Origin of the sequence: Bifidobacterium coryneforme, assembly GCF_000737865.1 — a bacterium.
Lineage (GTDB): Bacteria > Actinomycetota > Actinomycetes > Actinomycetales > Bifidobacteriaceae > Bombiscardovia > Bombiscardovia coryneformis.
Map to the genome: position 1 here is coordinate 175087 of NZ_CP007287.1, position 15534 is coordinate 190620.

The following is a 15534-nucleotide window of genomic DNA, read 5'->3' on the forward strand; positions in this document are numbered from 1 at the left end:
AAGTCCGACACCGGCCCATCTCACACAGGCCGGCATCAGTGCCTGTGTCTATTTAGCTTAAGCGTTTATTCATGACCATGACGGTCAGGAGTAATTCGCCCGATAAGGTAGTCGGTCACAAAAGTGATGGAGTGAATCATGAGGAAAAGCATCAAAGCCCTGGCTGTCCTTGGGGTACTGACCATGTCTGTGAGCGGCCTGGCCGCCTGCGGTGGTTCCCAGGCCAGCGCCGACAAGGGGCACGTCTACTACTTGAGCGCCAAGCCCGAGCAGCAGGATGAATTCAAGGATCTGGCCAAGCAGTTCACCAAGGATACCGGCATACCGGTCGATGTGTCGGTGGCCTCTTCCGGCACCTACGAACAGTCGCTCAAGAGCGAGCTGGCCAAGTCCAACGCCCCGACCATGTTCGATGTGGACAACAACGATTTCCAGAACTGGTCCGGGTACTACAACGACATGTCCAAGACCGGCATCTACAAGGATCTGAAGAACCAGGACTTCGCTCTGAAGCTCGACAACAAGGTCATCGCGGTGCCCTACGTCATGGAGCGTTACGGAATCATCTACAACAAGTCCCTGATGAAGCAGTACTTCTCCGCAGACTGGTCCTCGATCAAGTCCATCGAGGAAATCGATAACTTCAAGGCCCTGAAGACCGTCGCTGATGAGATTCAGGATCACAAGGACGCCCTGGGTGTCAAGGGTGCCTTCAGTTCGGCCGGTTTCGACTCCAGCTCCAGCAAGCGCTTCGGCGATCAGCTGGCCCATATCCCGGTCTATTACGAGTACAGGGATCAGAACACCGAGGAAGAGCCGCCGACCATCTCCGGCAAGTACATGGACAACTTCAAGGATATCTTCGATCTCTACCTGAAGGACTCCACCACCAAGCCCTCCCAGCTTTCCAGCGCCACCATGGATGACTCCAACAGCGAGTTCTCCACAAAGCAGGCCGTTTTCCTCCAGAACGGCTCCTGGGGATATCCCCAGATCAAGGACCAGGATGTTCCCGATGAGGACATCGGTGTGCTCCCCATCTACATGGGTGTGCCCGGTGAGGAGAAGCAGGGTCTGACCGTCAGCTTCATGTACTTCGCCACCAACAACAAGTCCTCGGAGAAGGACAAGGAGGCCACGAACAAGTTCCTCGATTACATCCTCAACAATGACGATGCCAGGAAGATCGTGACCGATGATATGGGCTTCGAAACCCCCTTCAAGTCTTACGAAAAGGCCGGCTTCAAGTCCAAGAACCCGGTCCAGCGCGCCAATGATGCCTATGCCAAGGCCGGCGACTACGACACGGTCATCCATCCTCTGCCCTCCGCCCAGTGGGTGGCTTCGCTAAGCGACGCCATGCTGGAGTACGCCCAGGGGACCGGTGACTGGGCCAAGGTCAATACCGCCTTCGTGGACGGCTGGGCCACCGAGTACAAGACCACGCACTGAGGAATCCGCCGGATCGGTCGGCCGGGCACTGTGCGGCCGGCCGATCCGGACTCCTCTTTATCGGGTGGTGTTTCATTGAGAAGATTGGGAGGTTCCCATGATTTCCATGGTAGGTAAATCAATCAGGCGTTGGTGGGCGCTCTTCACCATCCCCACCCTGGCGGCTTTCGTCGTTGGATTCGTGGTGCCGTTCGTCATGGGTATCTGGCTGAGCCTGTGTCGGTTCACGACGGTGACCGACGCCTCCTTCATCGGTCTGGGGAACTACTCCCAGGCCCTTTCGGATCCTGAGTTCTGGCATTCGATGCTCTATACGCTGGCCTTCACCGTCGTGACCACCGTCATCATCAACGTCCTTGGGTTCGCTGTGGCCTACATGCTGACCAAGGCCATCCGGGGGGCCAACATCTTCAGGTCGGTCTTCTTCATGCCCAACCTGATAGGCGGCATCATCCTGGGTTATATCTGGCTACTCCTGCTCAATGGGGTCCTCGGCAGGTGGGGGCGTTCCATCACCTACTCGGGGGTATATGGCTTCTGGGGCATGGTCATGCTCTACTGCTGGCAGCAGATAGGCTACATGATGATCATCTACATAGCCGGGTTGCAGTCCCTGCCGGGTGACGTGATCGAGGCCGCCTCGGTCGACGGGGCCAATGGGCGGCAGCGTCTGTTCCATATCACCCTGCCGCTGATGATGCCCTCCATCACGGTGTGCACCTTCCTGACCATGACCAACGGCTTCAAGATGTTCGACCAGAACCTGGCCCTGACCAACGGTGCCCCCTCCAATACCTCCGAATTGCTGGCCCTGAACATCTACCGGACCTTCTACGGACGGACGGGCTTCGAGGGCGTGGGTCAGGCCAAGGCCGTGATTTTCTTCGTGATCGTGGCCATCATCGCGGTCATTCAGAACCGACTCACCACCAGTAAGGAGGTGGCGGCATGAGCGGCAAGGTCAAGCACTCCTGGCTCTGGACCCTTTTCTTCACCCTGGTGTCCCTGCTGTGGATATTCCCCATTGTTCTGGTGGTCATCAACTCGTTCAAGAACAAGGCCTACATATCCCGTGATGCCTTCTCCATGCCGACCGGACGGGCCTTCGTCGGCTTCCAGAACTACACCAGGGGAGTGGACCGGACCAATCTCCTGGCCAGCTTCGGTTGGACGGTCGTGGTGACCGTCGGTTCCGTCCTCCTGATCCTGCTCTGCGCCTCCATGTGCGCCTGGTGGATCGTCAGGGTCAACAACTGGGTCGCCAAAGGCTTGTATCTGCTCTTCCTCTTCAACATGATCGTGCCCTTCCAGATGGTCATGTTCACGCTTTCCAAGCTCGCAGACATGTTGGGGCTCAATACCCCCTGGGGTCTTTGGATTGTATATCTGGGGTTCGGTGCGGGTCTGGCCGTCTTCATCTTCACCGGTGTCATCAAGGGCATACCCCAGGAGCTGGAGGAATCGGCCATGATTGATGGCGCCAGCATCCCGAGAACCTTCTTCGGCATCGTGGTTCCGATTATGAAGCCGTCGATTGTGTCGGTGGCGATTTTGGAGGCCATGTGGATTTGGAATGACTTCCTGTTGCCGTATCTGACGTTGGATATGCGCAGGTACAAGACGATGAGTATCGCCATCCAGTATCTGAAGGGCGGGTACGGCAGTGTCGACATGGGTGCGATGATGGGTTGCCTGGTCCTGGCCATCATCCCGATCGTGGTCTTCTATCTGATCTGCCAGAAGTACATCATCAAGGGAGTCCTCGCAGGAGCCGTCAAAGGCTGAGCGGTTTCCTGGTTGGTGGTTCAAGGAGGGGCGGCCCCGGAGAATATCCCCGGGGCCGCCCCTCCTTGAACTCTGTAACGGACCGTCTTATCGGTTCTCGCCCGCGGGGCGAAGAACCCAGGCGGTGGTGTCCTGGGGCAGTCGGCCGTTCTCAAGCGGACCGGATGTCAGGACCGGTTCGCCCTCGGGCAGGTCCACGGGCTCTTCCGAGAAGTTGGTCAGGCAGACCAGCTCCCCCGCTGCTCCGTTCATCGTCGCCGCACGCCGATAGGAGAGGATGCCGGCCTCCTGGGTCAGGGCCTGCACGGTGGTGTCCCCGGTCGGCGTGAGCAGCTGGGCGCGCAGTTGCAAGGCCCTGCGGTAGAGATTGAGCATGGACTCGGGGTCCTGATCCTCATGGTCCACTGCAAAGTCCTCGAACCATAGCGGCTGGGGCAGGTGGGGGTCTGCGCAGTCCGAACCATCGGAGCGTTTGGCGGGCGAGAACCCGAAGGATGCACCCTGTCCGAAGGCAGGATCCCAGTCGCTCGGTGCGGGCTTGTCCCCCGCCTCCCAGGGAAGGGGAACCCTGCAACCGTCACGGCCTTTTTCGATATACTGCCGGCTGGTCCGGTGCGGAGTGGGGTCCTCCAGGCGGTCCCAGGGGATATCGGGAACCTCGAACAGACCCAGCTCCTCGCCCTGGTAGATGTATACGGAGCCGGGCAGGGCTGCTTCCAGCGCGAATCCGGCCCTGGCCCGCTTGGTTCCGAGGGGCCGATCCTCCCTGTAGGACTGCCCGTTTCGCAGGAGCCAGTCCTTGCCCAGCTGGTGGTAGTTGACGCTGTCGACCTGGGGAAGGGCGTAGCGGGTGGCCTGCCTGATCACGTCGTGGTTGCTCATGACCCAGGTGGTGGTCGATCCCGATTCGTCGGCCGAGACCAGGCCCTCATCGATGGCCCGGTAGAGGGCATCGCACTCCCAGTTGGCCTTGGCGAACTCGAAGTTGAATACCTGCCCAAGCTCCTCCTCGGATGCATAGAGGTGCTGATGTTCGGGCACGACCCATGCCTCGCCCACCGCGAACCGGTGGGGCTGGTACTCGTTGAACACCTGCCGCCACTCCCGATATATCTCGTGTACGTCGGGCCTGTCCCAGAGGGGGTGCTCGTAGTTGTGGTATTCGGACTGCTGCTGGATGGGCCAACGGTCCAGTTCCGCCAGTGGCCTGCTGTCCAGGTCCTTGGCCAGACCATGCGCCACGTCGATGCGGAAACCATCGGTGCCGTGATCCGACCAGAAGCGGAACACGTCCTTGAATTCCTCGTGGACATCAGGGTTCTTCCAGTTCAGGTCCGGCTGTTCCTTGGCGAAGATGTGCAGATACCACTCGCCGTCGTCGACCTGCTCCCAGGCCGATCCGCCGAAGAGCGACATCCACCCGTTCGGGGGCAGCTCGCCGTGCTCCCCCCTGCCCTTGCGGAAGATATAGCGGTCTCGTTCCGCGGAGCCCGCCCCTGCGGCCAGGGCCTGGCGGAACCACTTGTGCTGGTCCGAGGTGTGGTTGGGGACTATGTCGACGATGATCTTGAGTCCGGAATCGTGGGCAGCCTGGACCATCTGGTCGAAGTCGTCCATGGTGCCGAGCCGAGGGTCCACGTTCTTGTAATCCATCACGTCGTAGCCGCCGTCGGCCAGTTCGGAGGGGTAGAAGGGGGAGAGCCACACGGCATCAACCCCCAGGTCCTTCAGATACCCCATCTTCTCGGTGACTCCGCGGATGTCGCCGATTCCGTCGCCGTTCACGTCCTTGAAGCTCCGCGGGTATATCTGGTATACGACTGCCTGCTTCCACCAGTCATCGCTGAGGTTATTGTCTGTCATTGCTGTTTTCCTCCTTGAAATCCAGTTGGGTTGACATGCGAGGGTGCCCCGACTGCTGACAACGATATCAAGTGCTGTACCCATCCAGGAAGCAGCGGTGTGGAGTCTCCATGATTTATCTATTTACTGGCTATGCTTGCCCATTTGCAATCTGGAGTGCAGTACGGAATTCAGCAACCGTGGCTATCCCTAATGCAAACGTTGTCTATTGCAGAAAATCGACCTGGGAGGAGTCGTTTCCGGGAGGACTGGTGAAAGGCGGGAATAATATTTGCGTAAGGAAGTTGAGTGATGTAGGCTCAAGTTTCGGAGTGGTCAGGTTGGCTGCTTGCCGGGACCGACGCGAGTCGGCCATCGGGACCACGAACGAAGCGCGAGTGGAAAACGTAGAAGACACCTGGTGCAGGGCATGGGCCCTGTACCGGAACTCATCAGGAGGTCATGAGTATGGGACGTGCAGTTGGCATCGATCTGGGAACCACCAATTCCTGCATTGCAACACTTGAAGGTGGCGAGCCCACGGTCATCGTGAACGCCGAGGGTGCCCGCACCACACCGTCGGTGGTGGCATTCAGCAAGTCCGGCGAGATTCTGGTCGGTGAGGTGGCCAAGCGCCAGGCCGTCACCAACGTCGACAGGACCATCAGCTCGGTCAAGCGCCACATGGGTACCGACTGGACCGTCGAAATCGACGGCAAGAAGTGGACCCCCCAGGAGATTTCGGCCCAGATCCTGATGAAGCTCAAGAGGGATGCCGAATCCTACCTGGGCGAGGCTGTCACCGACGCGGTCATCACCTGCCCTGCCTACTTCAACGACGCACAGCGTCAGGCCACCAAGGACGCCGGCAAGATTGCCGGGCTGAACGTCCTGCGCATCATCAACGAGCCCACCGCCGCGGCCCTGGCCTACGGCCTGGAGAAGGGCAAGGAGGACGAGCGCATCCTGGTCTTCGATCTGGGTGGCGGCACCTTCGATGTCTCCCTGCTGGAGATCGGCAAGGACGACGACGGCTTCTCGACCATTCAGGTCCAGGCCACCAACGGCGACAACAAGCTGGGTGGTGACGACTGGGATCAGAAGATCATCGACTGGTTGGTCGGCGAGGTCAAGAACAAGTACAACGTGGACCTCTCCAAGGACAAGATTGCCCTGCAGAGGCTGAAGGAAGCGGCCGAGCAGGCCAAGAAGGAGCTGAGTTCCTCCTCCTCCACCAACATCTCCATGCAGTATCTCGCCATGACCCCCGACGGGACCCCCGTCCACCTGGACGAGAGCCTGACCAGGGCACGTTTCGAGGAGATGACCTCCGACCTGCTGGGTCGTTGCCGCACACCGTTCAACAACGTGCTGCACGATGCCGGCATCGCAATCCAGGACATCGACCACGTGGTGCTGGTCGGTGGTTCCACCCGTATGCCCGCCGTCAAGGACCTGGTCAAGGAACTGACCGGCGGCAAGGAGGCCAACCAGACCGTCAACCCCGATGAGGTCGTGGCCGTCGGTGCCGCCGTCCAGTCGGGCGTCATCAAGGGCGACCGTAAGGATGTCCTCCTGATTGACGTGACCCCGCTTTCCCTGGGTATCGAGACCAAGGGCGGAATCATGACCAAGCTGATCGACCGCAACACGGCCATCCCGACCAAGCGCTCCGAGGTGTTCTCGACCGCTGAGGACAACCAGCCCTCCGTGCTGATTCAGGTCTACCAGGGTGAGCGTGAATTCGCCCGTGACAACAAGCCCCTGGGCACCTTCGAGCTGACCGGTATCGCCCCGGCACCCCGTGGTGTTCCTCAGATCGAGGTCACCTTCGATATCGACGCCAACGGCATCGTGCACGTCTCCGCCAAGGACAAGGGCACCGGCAAGGAACAGTCCATGACCATCACCGGCGGATCTGCCCTGCCCAAGGACGAGATCGACCGCATGGTCAAGGAGGCCGAGTCCCACGAGGCTGAAGACAAGCAGCGCCGTGAGGATGCCGACACCCGCAACGCCGCCGAGTCCGCCGCCTACCAGACCGAGAAGCTGGTCAACGACAACAAGGACAAGATCTCCGATGAGGTCGCCAAGGAGGTCACCGACAAGGTCAACGCCCTGAAGGAGGCCCTCAAGGGTGACGACATGGACAAGGTCAAGAACGCTCAGAGCGAACTGATGACCTCTGCCCAGAAGATCGGTGAGGCCCTCTACTCCCAGCAGGCGGCTGAGCAGGCCGCAGGAACCGCCGGGGACGGGTCCGCCCAGGCCTCCGATTCGTCCGATGACGACGTGGTTGATGCCGAGGTCGTGGATGACGACAAGAAGAAGGACGGCGAGTGATATGTCAGCCTTCGATAAGGATGACTATCTGAGTGGCATGGATGATGCCGAGTCGCTCAAGGGCGACACGGCATCATCCGGCCGGGCCGGGGGTGCGCCTGACAACGGATCCGGGCAGTCCTCGGATGACCAGGCCGGCAGGGGGCGTCATGCCGCCAGGCCGGCAGAGGGTCAGGAGTCCGATGCCCAGACTTCCGAAGGCCAGGCCTCGTCTGCCCAGGCAAGGGGCAGGCATCAGGCTCCCGCGGCGGATGCCGGAGCATCGGACGGTGATGGCGCAGGCCGGGATTCCGGACAGGGCCATGAGGGTCAGGCCGGTGAATCCGCAGGTGAAGACGACCTGACCCCACTGGGTAAGGCCAAGAAGGAAGCGGCCGACTACCTGGATGCCCTGCAGCGTGAGCGTGCCGAGTTCGTCAACTTCCGCAACAGGACCAAGAAGGAACAGGACCTCTTCCGCCAGCATGGCATCATCGATGTCCTGACCGCCCTCCTGCCTGCCCTGGACGACATCGATCGGATCAGGGAGCACGGCCAGATGGACGATTCCTTCCAGGCCGTCGCCGCCAAGATCGACAAGACCTTCGAGAAGTTCGGGGTCGAGAAGTTCGGCGAGAAGGGCGAGGACTTCGACCCCACCAGGCACGAGGCCATCCTGCACAAACCGGATTCCGAGGCCAGCAAGGAGACCGTTGACACGGTCGTCGAGGCCGGCTATCGAATTGGAGACAGGGTGATTCGGGCTGCCAGGGTAGTGGTGGTATCGCCAGAGCAATAGGCGACCGGTGATTGTGGACGATCCACATGGCGAACCGACGTCCGGAGTGTGCGGCGGCGAGGCGGGAATCTCCGCCCGCCGCCGCGCGCACAGATGACGGTTCTCAATCCGATATTCGTTACTTATGAGGAAAGGAGACATGGATGGCTGAGAATGAGTGGCTGAGCAAGGACTATTACAAGGTCCTTGGTGTCTCCAAGGACGCCAGCGATGCGGAAATCACCAAGGCATACCGCAAGCTTGCCCGCAAATACCATCCCGATCTCAATAAGACCAAGGAGGCCGAGGAGAGGTTCAAGGAAATCTCCGAAGCCTATGACGTGCTCAGCAACAAGGAGCAGCGTCAGAAGTATGATGCCATCCGCCAGTTCGGCATGGGAGGCGCTCGCTTTTCCGGAGGATCAGGTCAGAGCGGATTCAGTACCGATGCCTTCTCCGACATCTTCGGCTCCATGTTCGGGGCCGGTGGAGCACCGGGTAGTGGTGGAATCCACTTCGGTGCAGGAGGGGGTCAGCCCGGCTTCTCCGATATCTTCTCCACCTTCGGTGGCGGAGGGGCCGCGGGCGGCAACCCGACGGGATTCAGCGGGTACGAGACCCGGCAGGAGGCCAGGCCCGTCAAGGGGCAGGACCGTAACTCCTCAATCAGTCTCTCCTTCCGGCAGGCCGTCAAAGGTGCCACGGTCTCGTTGAGCGTGGGCGGGTCCAAGTTCAAGACCCACATTCCGGCAGGGGTGCATGACGGGCAGAGGATTCGTCTTCCCGGCAAGGGTCGGCCCGGTAGCAACGGGGGCGCCAACGGTGACCTCTACCTGCAGATCAAGGTCGAGCCCAGCGCCCGCTTCGGGATGGATGGCAAGGATCTGGTCATGGACCTCCCCGTCACCGTCTCCGAGGCTGCTTTGGGGGCCAAGGTCCAGGTACGTGATGTGGATGACCAGGTGGTCACCTTCAAGGTGCCTGCCGGATCGTCCAGCGGCGATCAGGTCAGGGTGTCCGGCCAGGGGGTACAGGACAGGCGTGGCAACGGCGATCTGGTTGGCAGAATCAGGATACGGATGCCCGACAGACTCGGGTTGGCCCAGAAAAAGGCCATGCGTGAATTCGCCAAGGCCAGCCAGGACTTTGATGCCCAGGTGGCTGATGACCGCATGAAGATCTGAAGGCCGATTCATCGGCAACCTGTACCAGCCCCTCCCGGTCCCCTCCGGGAGAGGGGCTGGCACAGGTTGTGCGGAGAGGATCCGATTGTGGTGTGGGGGAACGGAAAGGGGATGAAGATCATGACACGGATAGACAGGGAGACCAGGCAGATGTACCTTGCCTGTGCCCAGGCCCTGGTCCGGGACCAGGTGAACCTGGATGCGGCTGATGACGCCGGCATGGACATCGAGCTTCCGGTCTTCAGTGTGGGTCAGGTGGCGACCCTGGCCGACATCCACCCGCAGACCCTCCGCCAGTATGACCGCCTGGGCCTGGTTGTGCCCGAACGGACCGAGGGGGGAGCGCGGCGTTACTCACTGCGTGACCTGGACCGGCTGACCCAGGCCCAGCATCTGAGTCAGGATGAATCCATCAACCTGGCAGGGGTGACCAGGATCCTGGCCCTGGCCGAGGAGAACCGCCAGTTGCGGCGGCAACTCAGACGTTCCAGGCAGGCCGAAGGCCCCAGCATATTCGCTGCCGCGGCGGATGGCCGGGTGGTCGAAATCAAACGTTCCGATAGCGCCCGCTTGTGGCGACAGGAGATAACGCACGAATACGGGCAGTACTCGACCGGTGCTTCCACCCATGGCGACAAGCCGCAGATGACCACCTCCAAGTCGCTGATTATCTGGGGGATGCACTCCTGACCTGCCGAGTCGGTTCCCTGCTCTGTGGTATTGTTGACAGGTTAGCCGCTTCCACTCAGGAATGCGGTTGATCGTCGCCTGAATGCTGTGATTGCCGGGAAATGCTGATTGCTTCCGCGAAATCCTCTGCTTTGCTCGCGGCTCGCGGGCTATCAACCGATGTGCCCGTCGTATTTCCCACTCGAAAGGCCATCCTTGACATCTCACGTCATGCCTGAAACTGAAACTTCAACTACCGCAGGGTCCAAGGCCGGCACGACCTTTGCCGACCTGGGCGTTCCCGATGCCCTGGTCAGGGTGCTCGCAGCCGATGGGAAGACCGAGGCCTTCCCCATCCAGGAGGACACCCTGCCTGATTCCCTGGACGGACGCGACATTCTGGGGCGTGGCCGGACCGGATCCGGCAAGACCCTGGCATTCACGATTCCCCTGGTGGCACGCCTGGCTCTCGACGAGACCACCCTGCCACAGGAATCCAGCGACTCCGACCGTGGCCGGGGCCGGAAGAACGTTCCGCATCCGAGGGGTCTGGTCCTGGCTCCCACCCGTGAATTGGCCAACCAGATCGATGAGGTCCTGACGCCCCTGGCCAATGCCTATCACATGAGGACCTGCACCGTATACGGCGGGGTCAAGCAGGGCCGGCAGGTCGATGCCCTGAAGCGCGGAGCTCAGATTGTCGTGGCCTGCCCGGGCCGCCTGGAGGACCTCCTCCAGCAGAGGGTGCTCTCCCTGGAATCCGTCAGCATCGCCGTTCTGGACGAGGCCGACGAGATGGCCGACATGGGCTTCCTGCCTGCGGTCGAGCGCATACTCACCCAGGTGAGGCCCGGTGGTCAGCGTATGCTCTTCTCCGCAACCCTGGACCATGGGGTGGATGCCGTGGTCAAGCGCTTCCTTAAGAACGCCAAGGTCCACGAGGTGGATTCGGCCACCCAGCAAGTGGACCAGATGACGCATCACATCTTTGAGACCACTCAGGACGCCAAGCACGACCTGGTCCGCCGTCTGGCCTCGGGCAAGGGCAAGCGCATCCTTTTCACCCGCACCAAGTTCCAGGCCAAGAAGCTGGCCAAGAACCTCATCACCAATGGCATCCCGGCCGCCCAGCTGCACGGCAACCTCTCCCAGAACCAGCGTGACCGCAATCTTGAGGCCTTCTCCAGGGGTGACGTCCGCGTACTGGTGGCCACTGATGTGGCCGCAAGGGGTGTTGACATCAGCGATGTGGATCTGGTGGTACAGGTGGATCCGCCCGCGGACCCCAAGTCCTTCCTGCATCGTTCCGGTCGTACGGCCCGTGCCGGAAAAGCCGGTGATGTGGTCACCGTGGTCCTGCCCAACCAACGTCGCGACACCAAGCGGTTGCTCCGGATGGCCCATATCGATGCCAAACCCGTTCACGTCACGGCTTCCTCTCCCGAGGTCGGGGAACTCGTAGGCGCTGTGGCGGATCCCATTCAGGGATGGTCCCTGGAGTCCTCAACCCCAAGTCGCTCCGAAGGGGGTCGCAAGGAAGGCTCCCGCGGCCGCTCGTCGGGAGGTCGGGGTCGCTCGCGTGACCGTGACCGTAATCGTGACCGTGGGCGCGATCGTGGTCAGGACAGGAAGTTCCGCGATGGTGGTTCCCGTCGAAGGGGTGACCGTTCCGGACGTTCGCGCAGGGAAGATGACTTTGCAAACCAGGAAGGCCCCATCGATGCCCGCACCCGTAGGGGTCGTGGAGGGAACCGCCGCGGAGACGGGGCGGCCTGGTCGGACGGTTCCGGACGTGGCCAAGGTGGCCGCAGGGGTGGCCGGGGCGCTGGCAGTGACAGGGCCTCCAGCAGGTCGGGTGGCTTCCAGCATGGACCCCATAGGCATCGCAGGGACTCCAACCCCTTCCGCTCCTCACGTAGCCGCTGATTGTACCAGAGGAACCGGGGCCTGCCCATTGGCCCCGGTTCCTCTGCGTATGGGGACCTGGTAGCATTGCAACTCGTGACCGGATCCGGTCACCGGAACAAAAACCGATGAGCGTGTCAAGAGAGACGCGCTGGGGAGAGAGAATAATGGGCGAAGATTCGCACAATTTTGATAACCAGGGATATGGCAGCCAGAATCCAGCCGATTCCGACGCACCCACCTACCCGGCAACAGGTGCGGGTCAATATGGGTATGGGCAGGAGTCTTCGGCTCCTATGGCCGGAGAGGCCTACGGGCAGCCCGCCTATGGCGCTGATCCCGTCCAGTATCCGCCTCAGGGCGACCCTCAGTTCAACGGTCAGCCCCAGGCTGCTCCGAAGGACGACTCCTACAGCGGCATGGCCATCACCGCCCTCGTTCTGGCCTTCCTCCTGCCTCTGGTTGGCCTGATCCTGGCGATTGTCAGCCTGGTCAAGTTCAACAAGGGGGATCGTCGCAAGGGCAAGGGCATGTCGATCGCGGCCCTGGTCATCTCCATTATCATGATGATCGGCTCCAACATCCTCGTCTACAACGTCATGAACAAGACGATGGATCAGGTCTCCCATTCAATCAGCCAGTCAGTCGGGGGAAGCAGTACTGGTAAGTACAAGAACATGCAGGACTGGATCGACAGGTCTCCTGATGTGCAGGAGTTCTACTCCACCATGGGCGGACAGCTCAAGCAGCAGAACGTCACCGCCACTCTGAAGGCCGATGGGGACGAGAAACTCGTCATCGACCTGAGCATGGAACTGCCTGAAGGGCAGGAGATTGACAGCGATGCCGCCGATCAGATCCTGGACCAGCCGGCTCTGAATACGAACATGACACAGCTGGCCAAGGAACTCAAGAAGGAGGGCTTCAAGCACCCCACTGTCGAGGTTGTCGTACACACGGCAGACAACTCCTTCAGCGCCAGCCAGGTCAACGATGAGAATGGCAAAGTGTCCTGATTGAATTTCTGAGAGGCCGGGCATACCACACTGGTTGTCCCGGCCTCTTTCATATTACCGATGGTAGTATTGCCATATGGCCGCGTGCATCGGCGTATCCGGTGCTCAGGTGCTTCCGGGGTTGTGCATCGAATGGTGTGCAGGAGAGGGGAAACCAAGGAAGCTGGTTTGCGCCGTCTTGACGGTAGGGGAATAAATCCGTCGATGTCCGCCGCTCCTGACTGGGCCGGTTTGGGCATCCTGCTGTTCGCTCTGTATACGCAGTACGGGCAACCTGATGCCTGTGGCAATACCTGTGATGGAAACAGCTTGTTGCTCCGATTGTGATTCACATCGTCGCACTGGCGGAAAGAGAAGCAGATGAACAACGATTCGACCATGGACCCGCAGAACATCAATGCCGGGGCGAATGATGCCCAAGGATTGACTGATTCCGGCAGTGTCCCGGCGACCACTTCCAACCTGGAGGCAGAGCAGCAGCATGCCTCTTCTGTCGAATCGGGTGGGCAAGTGTCCGATGATGCCTATACGTGGGATTGCCTGCCTGCCTCGGAAGGGGAGGGTGCCCGACTTGATGCAGTGGCGGCTGATTCGCGGCCCGCAGCTGTGCAGGCTGGTTCAATGCCTACGCCCCCTCCGGTCAATTCGCGACCGGCTGCCCCTCAGGGTGAGCCACGGGTCGGGGCTCCTCAGGCCAAAGCTCCGCAGGCAGGCTCGAATGTCAGCGGCCCCCATGCCGCTTCCCGTCCTGCTGTTCCTCAGGGCCAGGGACGGCCCGCCGCCATGCCGCATACTGCTCCGGTAGGTGCGCAACCTCAACCTGGGTATCCACAGGTTGCCCAGCCTGGCGGTCAGCGCTTCCAAGGGCCGCAGAATGGAGCGGGTCCTGCTCCTTTCGTACCCAATGCGGCAAGGCCTGCCTATCCTGCACCGGGTCCTTACCCGGCCCAGGCTCCATACATGGCTCAGAACCCTTATATGGGTCAGCCCCAGCAGGTTGCGCCGCCTGACGACCAGGAGAGCAAGGGGGCCAGTGGTCTCGCCATCACGTCACTGGTGCTGTCCCTGACTTGTTGGCCAATTGCCTTATTTGTCGCGCCTATCAGTTTCTACACCGCGAAGAACAAGGCCAGCAAAAGACTTTCACAGGTCGCCTCGGCGCTCTGCCTTGTCTGGCTGCTCATCCTTATCTTCGTCGTATGGGGGCTGGTTACTATGGACAAAGAGCATAGGAAGCAGATATCGGAAAAGACCAGTGAGAGCAATTCCCAGAGCGTCTACGACGATAGTAGTAGCGAGTTGACTTCTGACGACGACTGGGAGAGCGGACTCCAGTATTCCGAGCATACTGAAGTAGAACCCATCTGTGATCTGAGCAATGGGTTGGAGTTTGCTGCCTAGAGGCAGTCGGCCAGGCATGGTTGGCGCGGTCGGTACTTATGTTGCCGGCCGTGCTGATCAGGAAGGTGCCGGAATCGGCTGATTGGACAAAGGCCCTGTGGAGCTGAGGGTAGTCGAAACCCCGACCTCTTCGATGCGAACGAAGCGCTCTACCAACTGAGCTACAGCCCCAATCGTTGCCCGACCCTAGCCGAACAACAGAGGCTACTTTAGCGCGGGCTCCGCCCAAACGCAATTCGGGGCCGGAAGGCACCGAGAGGTGGCCGCGGACCCAGATGGTTCAGCCAGGTACAGTAAGGCCCCGCTTATGCGGGGCCTTACTTGATTGTGCTGTTCCTACCGGATCTGGTCGGCCGCTTCTTCTGCCGATTCCGGTTCCGCCGTTTCGACGTCCTCGCGTTTCCTGCCGAATCTTGCCTTGAGGAGTCCGATGACGGTGGGGAGGACGGAGATGACCAGGATGAGGATGATGACCAGCTCGAAGTGCTCCTGAACGGCCGGTATGCCGCCGAAGAAGTAGCCGAGAAGGGTGAAGATGGTCGACCAGATCAGGCCACCAAGGATGCTGAAGGGGGTAAACCGCCGCCACTTCATGCCTGAAATACCGGAGATGAAGGGCATGAAGGTCCTGATGAAGGGGAGGAATCGGCCCAGCACAACAGCCAGGGGTCCCCACTTGTCAATCAGATTTTCGGTCTTGGCGATACGCTCCGGCGTCAGCGATTTGACCTTGCCGGAGCGGACGATGGCCCGCCCGAAGAAGTGCCCGATGAAGTAGTTGCTCTGGTCGCCGATGAGGGGGGCCAACCATACGATGGGCAGGAGGATGTCCAGCTTGAGCCCGCTGGAGGGATCGTGCGCGAAGACCCCTGCCGCGAAAAGGAGTGAGTCGCCGGGCAGGAAGGGCATAAAGACTACGCCAGTCTCTATGAAGATGATCAGAAAGATGAAGGTGTAGGTCGGCCCCAGTCCCATGGCGATCCACCCGGCAATGGCACTGCGGGGGTCCCTGAGTAGGTTCAAGAGCCAGTTGATGACACCCATGTATAAGACACCGTCCTGTCAGTCGAAGTCCTCGAAATGCAAAACCGACTCATACTCTAACAAGGTGTCCTCCATGTCCGCTGGTTTCGGTGCATATCCTTGCCGGGACAACACAACCGGCCGCTTCTCCGGGCGA

At 60.6% G+C, this 15534-nt stretch carries 12 protein-coding genes and 1 tRNA gene; 10 read left to right on the forward strand and 3 right to left on the reverse strand.

The window, feature by feature from the left end; all coding sequences use genetic code 11:
• Positions 1–138: 138 nt before the first annotated feature.
• From bcor_RS00625 to bcor_RS00635, 3 genes are all read left to right on the forward strand, one after another.
• Positions 139–1452: an ABC transporter substrate-binding protein gene (locus tag bcor_RS00625; protein ID WP_081870290.1), complete on the forward strand. Its 1314-nt coding sequence runs from the start codon at positions 139–141 to the stop codon at positions 1450–1452.
• Positions 1453–1549: 97 nt separating this feature from the next.
• A complete protein-coding gene (locus tag bcor_RS00630) occupies positions 1550–2404 on the forward strand; it encodes a carbohydrate ABC transporter permease (protein ID WP_038459048.1) in 855 nt (284 codons plus the stop codon).
• Positions 2401–3237: a carbohydrate ABC transporter permease gene (locus bcor_RS00635; protein WP_038459051.1), complete on the forward strand. Its 837-nt coding sequence runs from the start codon at positions 2401–2403 to the stop codon at positions 3235–3237. The genes bcor_RS00630 and bcor_RS00635 overlap by 4 nt, the downstream gene beginning before the upstream one ends.
• Before the next feature lie 87 nt (positions 3238–3324).
• On the opposite strand, the gene bcor_RS00640 is transcribed toward bcor_RS00635, so the two are convergent.
• Positions 3325–5100 carry a glycoside hydrolase family 13 protein gene (locus bcor_RS00640; protein WP_033491734.1) on the reverse strand — a complete coding sequence of 592 codons (1776 nt, stop codon included), beginning with the start codon at positions 5098–5100 and terminating at the stop codon, positions 3325–3327.
• Positions 5101–5547: 447 nt separating this feature from the next.
• On the opposite strand from bcor_RS00640, the gene dnaK reads away from it, so the two are divergent.
• From dnaK to bcor_RS07475, 7 genes are all read left to right on the forward strand, one after another.
• Positions 5548–7422: a molecular chaperone DnaK gene (gene dnaK, locus bcor_RS00645; protein ID WP_033491733.1), complete on the forward strand. Its 1875-nt coding sequence runs from the start codon at positions 5548–5550 to the stop codon at positions 7420–7422.
• Between the two features lies 1 nt (position 7423).
• Positions 7424–8200, forward strand: coding sequence for a nucleotide exchange factor GrpE (grpE, locus tag bcor_RS00650; RefSeq protein ID WP_033498713.1), 777 nt, complete (start codon positions 7424–7426; stop codon positions 8198–8200).
• Between the two features lie 143 nt (positions 8201–8343).
• The gene (locus tag bcor_RS00655) at positions 8344–9363 is read left to right on the forward strand and encodes a DnaJ C-terminal domain-containing protein (RefSeq protein WP_033498714.1); all 1020 of its coding nucleotides are present in this window, start codon (positions 8344–8346) and stop codon (positions 9361–9363) included.
• A 120-nt stretch (positions 9364–9483) separates the two neighbouring features.
• On the forward strand, positions 9484–10053 hold the full coding sequence (locus bcor_RS00660; RefSeq protein ID WP_033498727.1) for a heat shock protein transcriptional repressor HspR: 570 nt from the start codon (positions 9484–9486) through the stop codon (positions 10051–10053).
• Between the two features lie 210 nt (positions 10054–10263).
• Entirely contained in the window at positions 10264–11958 is a 1695-nt protein-coding gene (locus bcor_RS00665) for a DEAD/DEAH box helicase (RefSeq protein WP_033498715.1), read from the forward strand.
• 146 nt (positions 11959–12104) lie between these two features.
• On the forward strand, positions 12105–12953 hold the full coding sequence (locus bcor_RS07150) for a DUF4190 domain-containing protein (RefSeq protein WP_148303922.1): 849 nt from the start codon (positions 12105–12107) through the stop codon (positions 12951–12953).
• Positions 12954–13313: 360 nt separating this feature from the next.
• Positions 13314–14354 (forward strand): hypothetical protein, encoded by a 1041-nt coding sequence (locus bcor_RS07475; RefSeq protein WP_148303923.1) that lies wholly within the window; start codon positions 13314–13316, stop codon positions 14352–14354.
• 98 nt (positions 14355–14452) lie between these two features.
• Here bcor_RS07475 and bcor_RS00685 read toward each other — a convergent pair.
• Positions 14453–14525, reverse strand: a tRNA-Ala gene (locus bcor_RS00685).
• Positions 14526–14690: 165 nt separating this feature from the next.
• Positions 14691–15398, reverse strand: a complete 708-nt coding sequence (locus bcor_RS00690; RefSeq protein ID WP_033498717.1) for a DedA family protein — start codon at positions 15396–15398, stop codon at positions 14691–14693.
• Positions 15399–15534 lie beyond the last annotated feature (136 nt).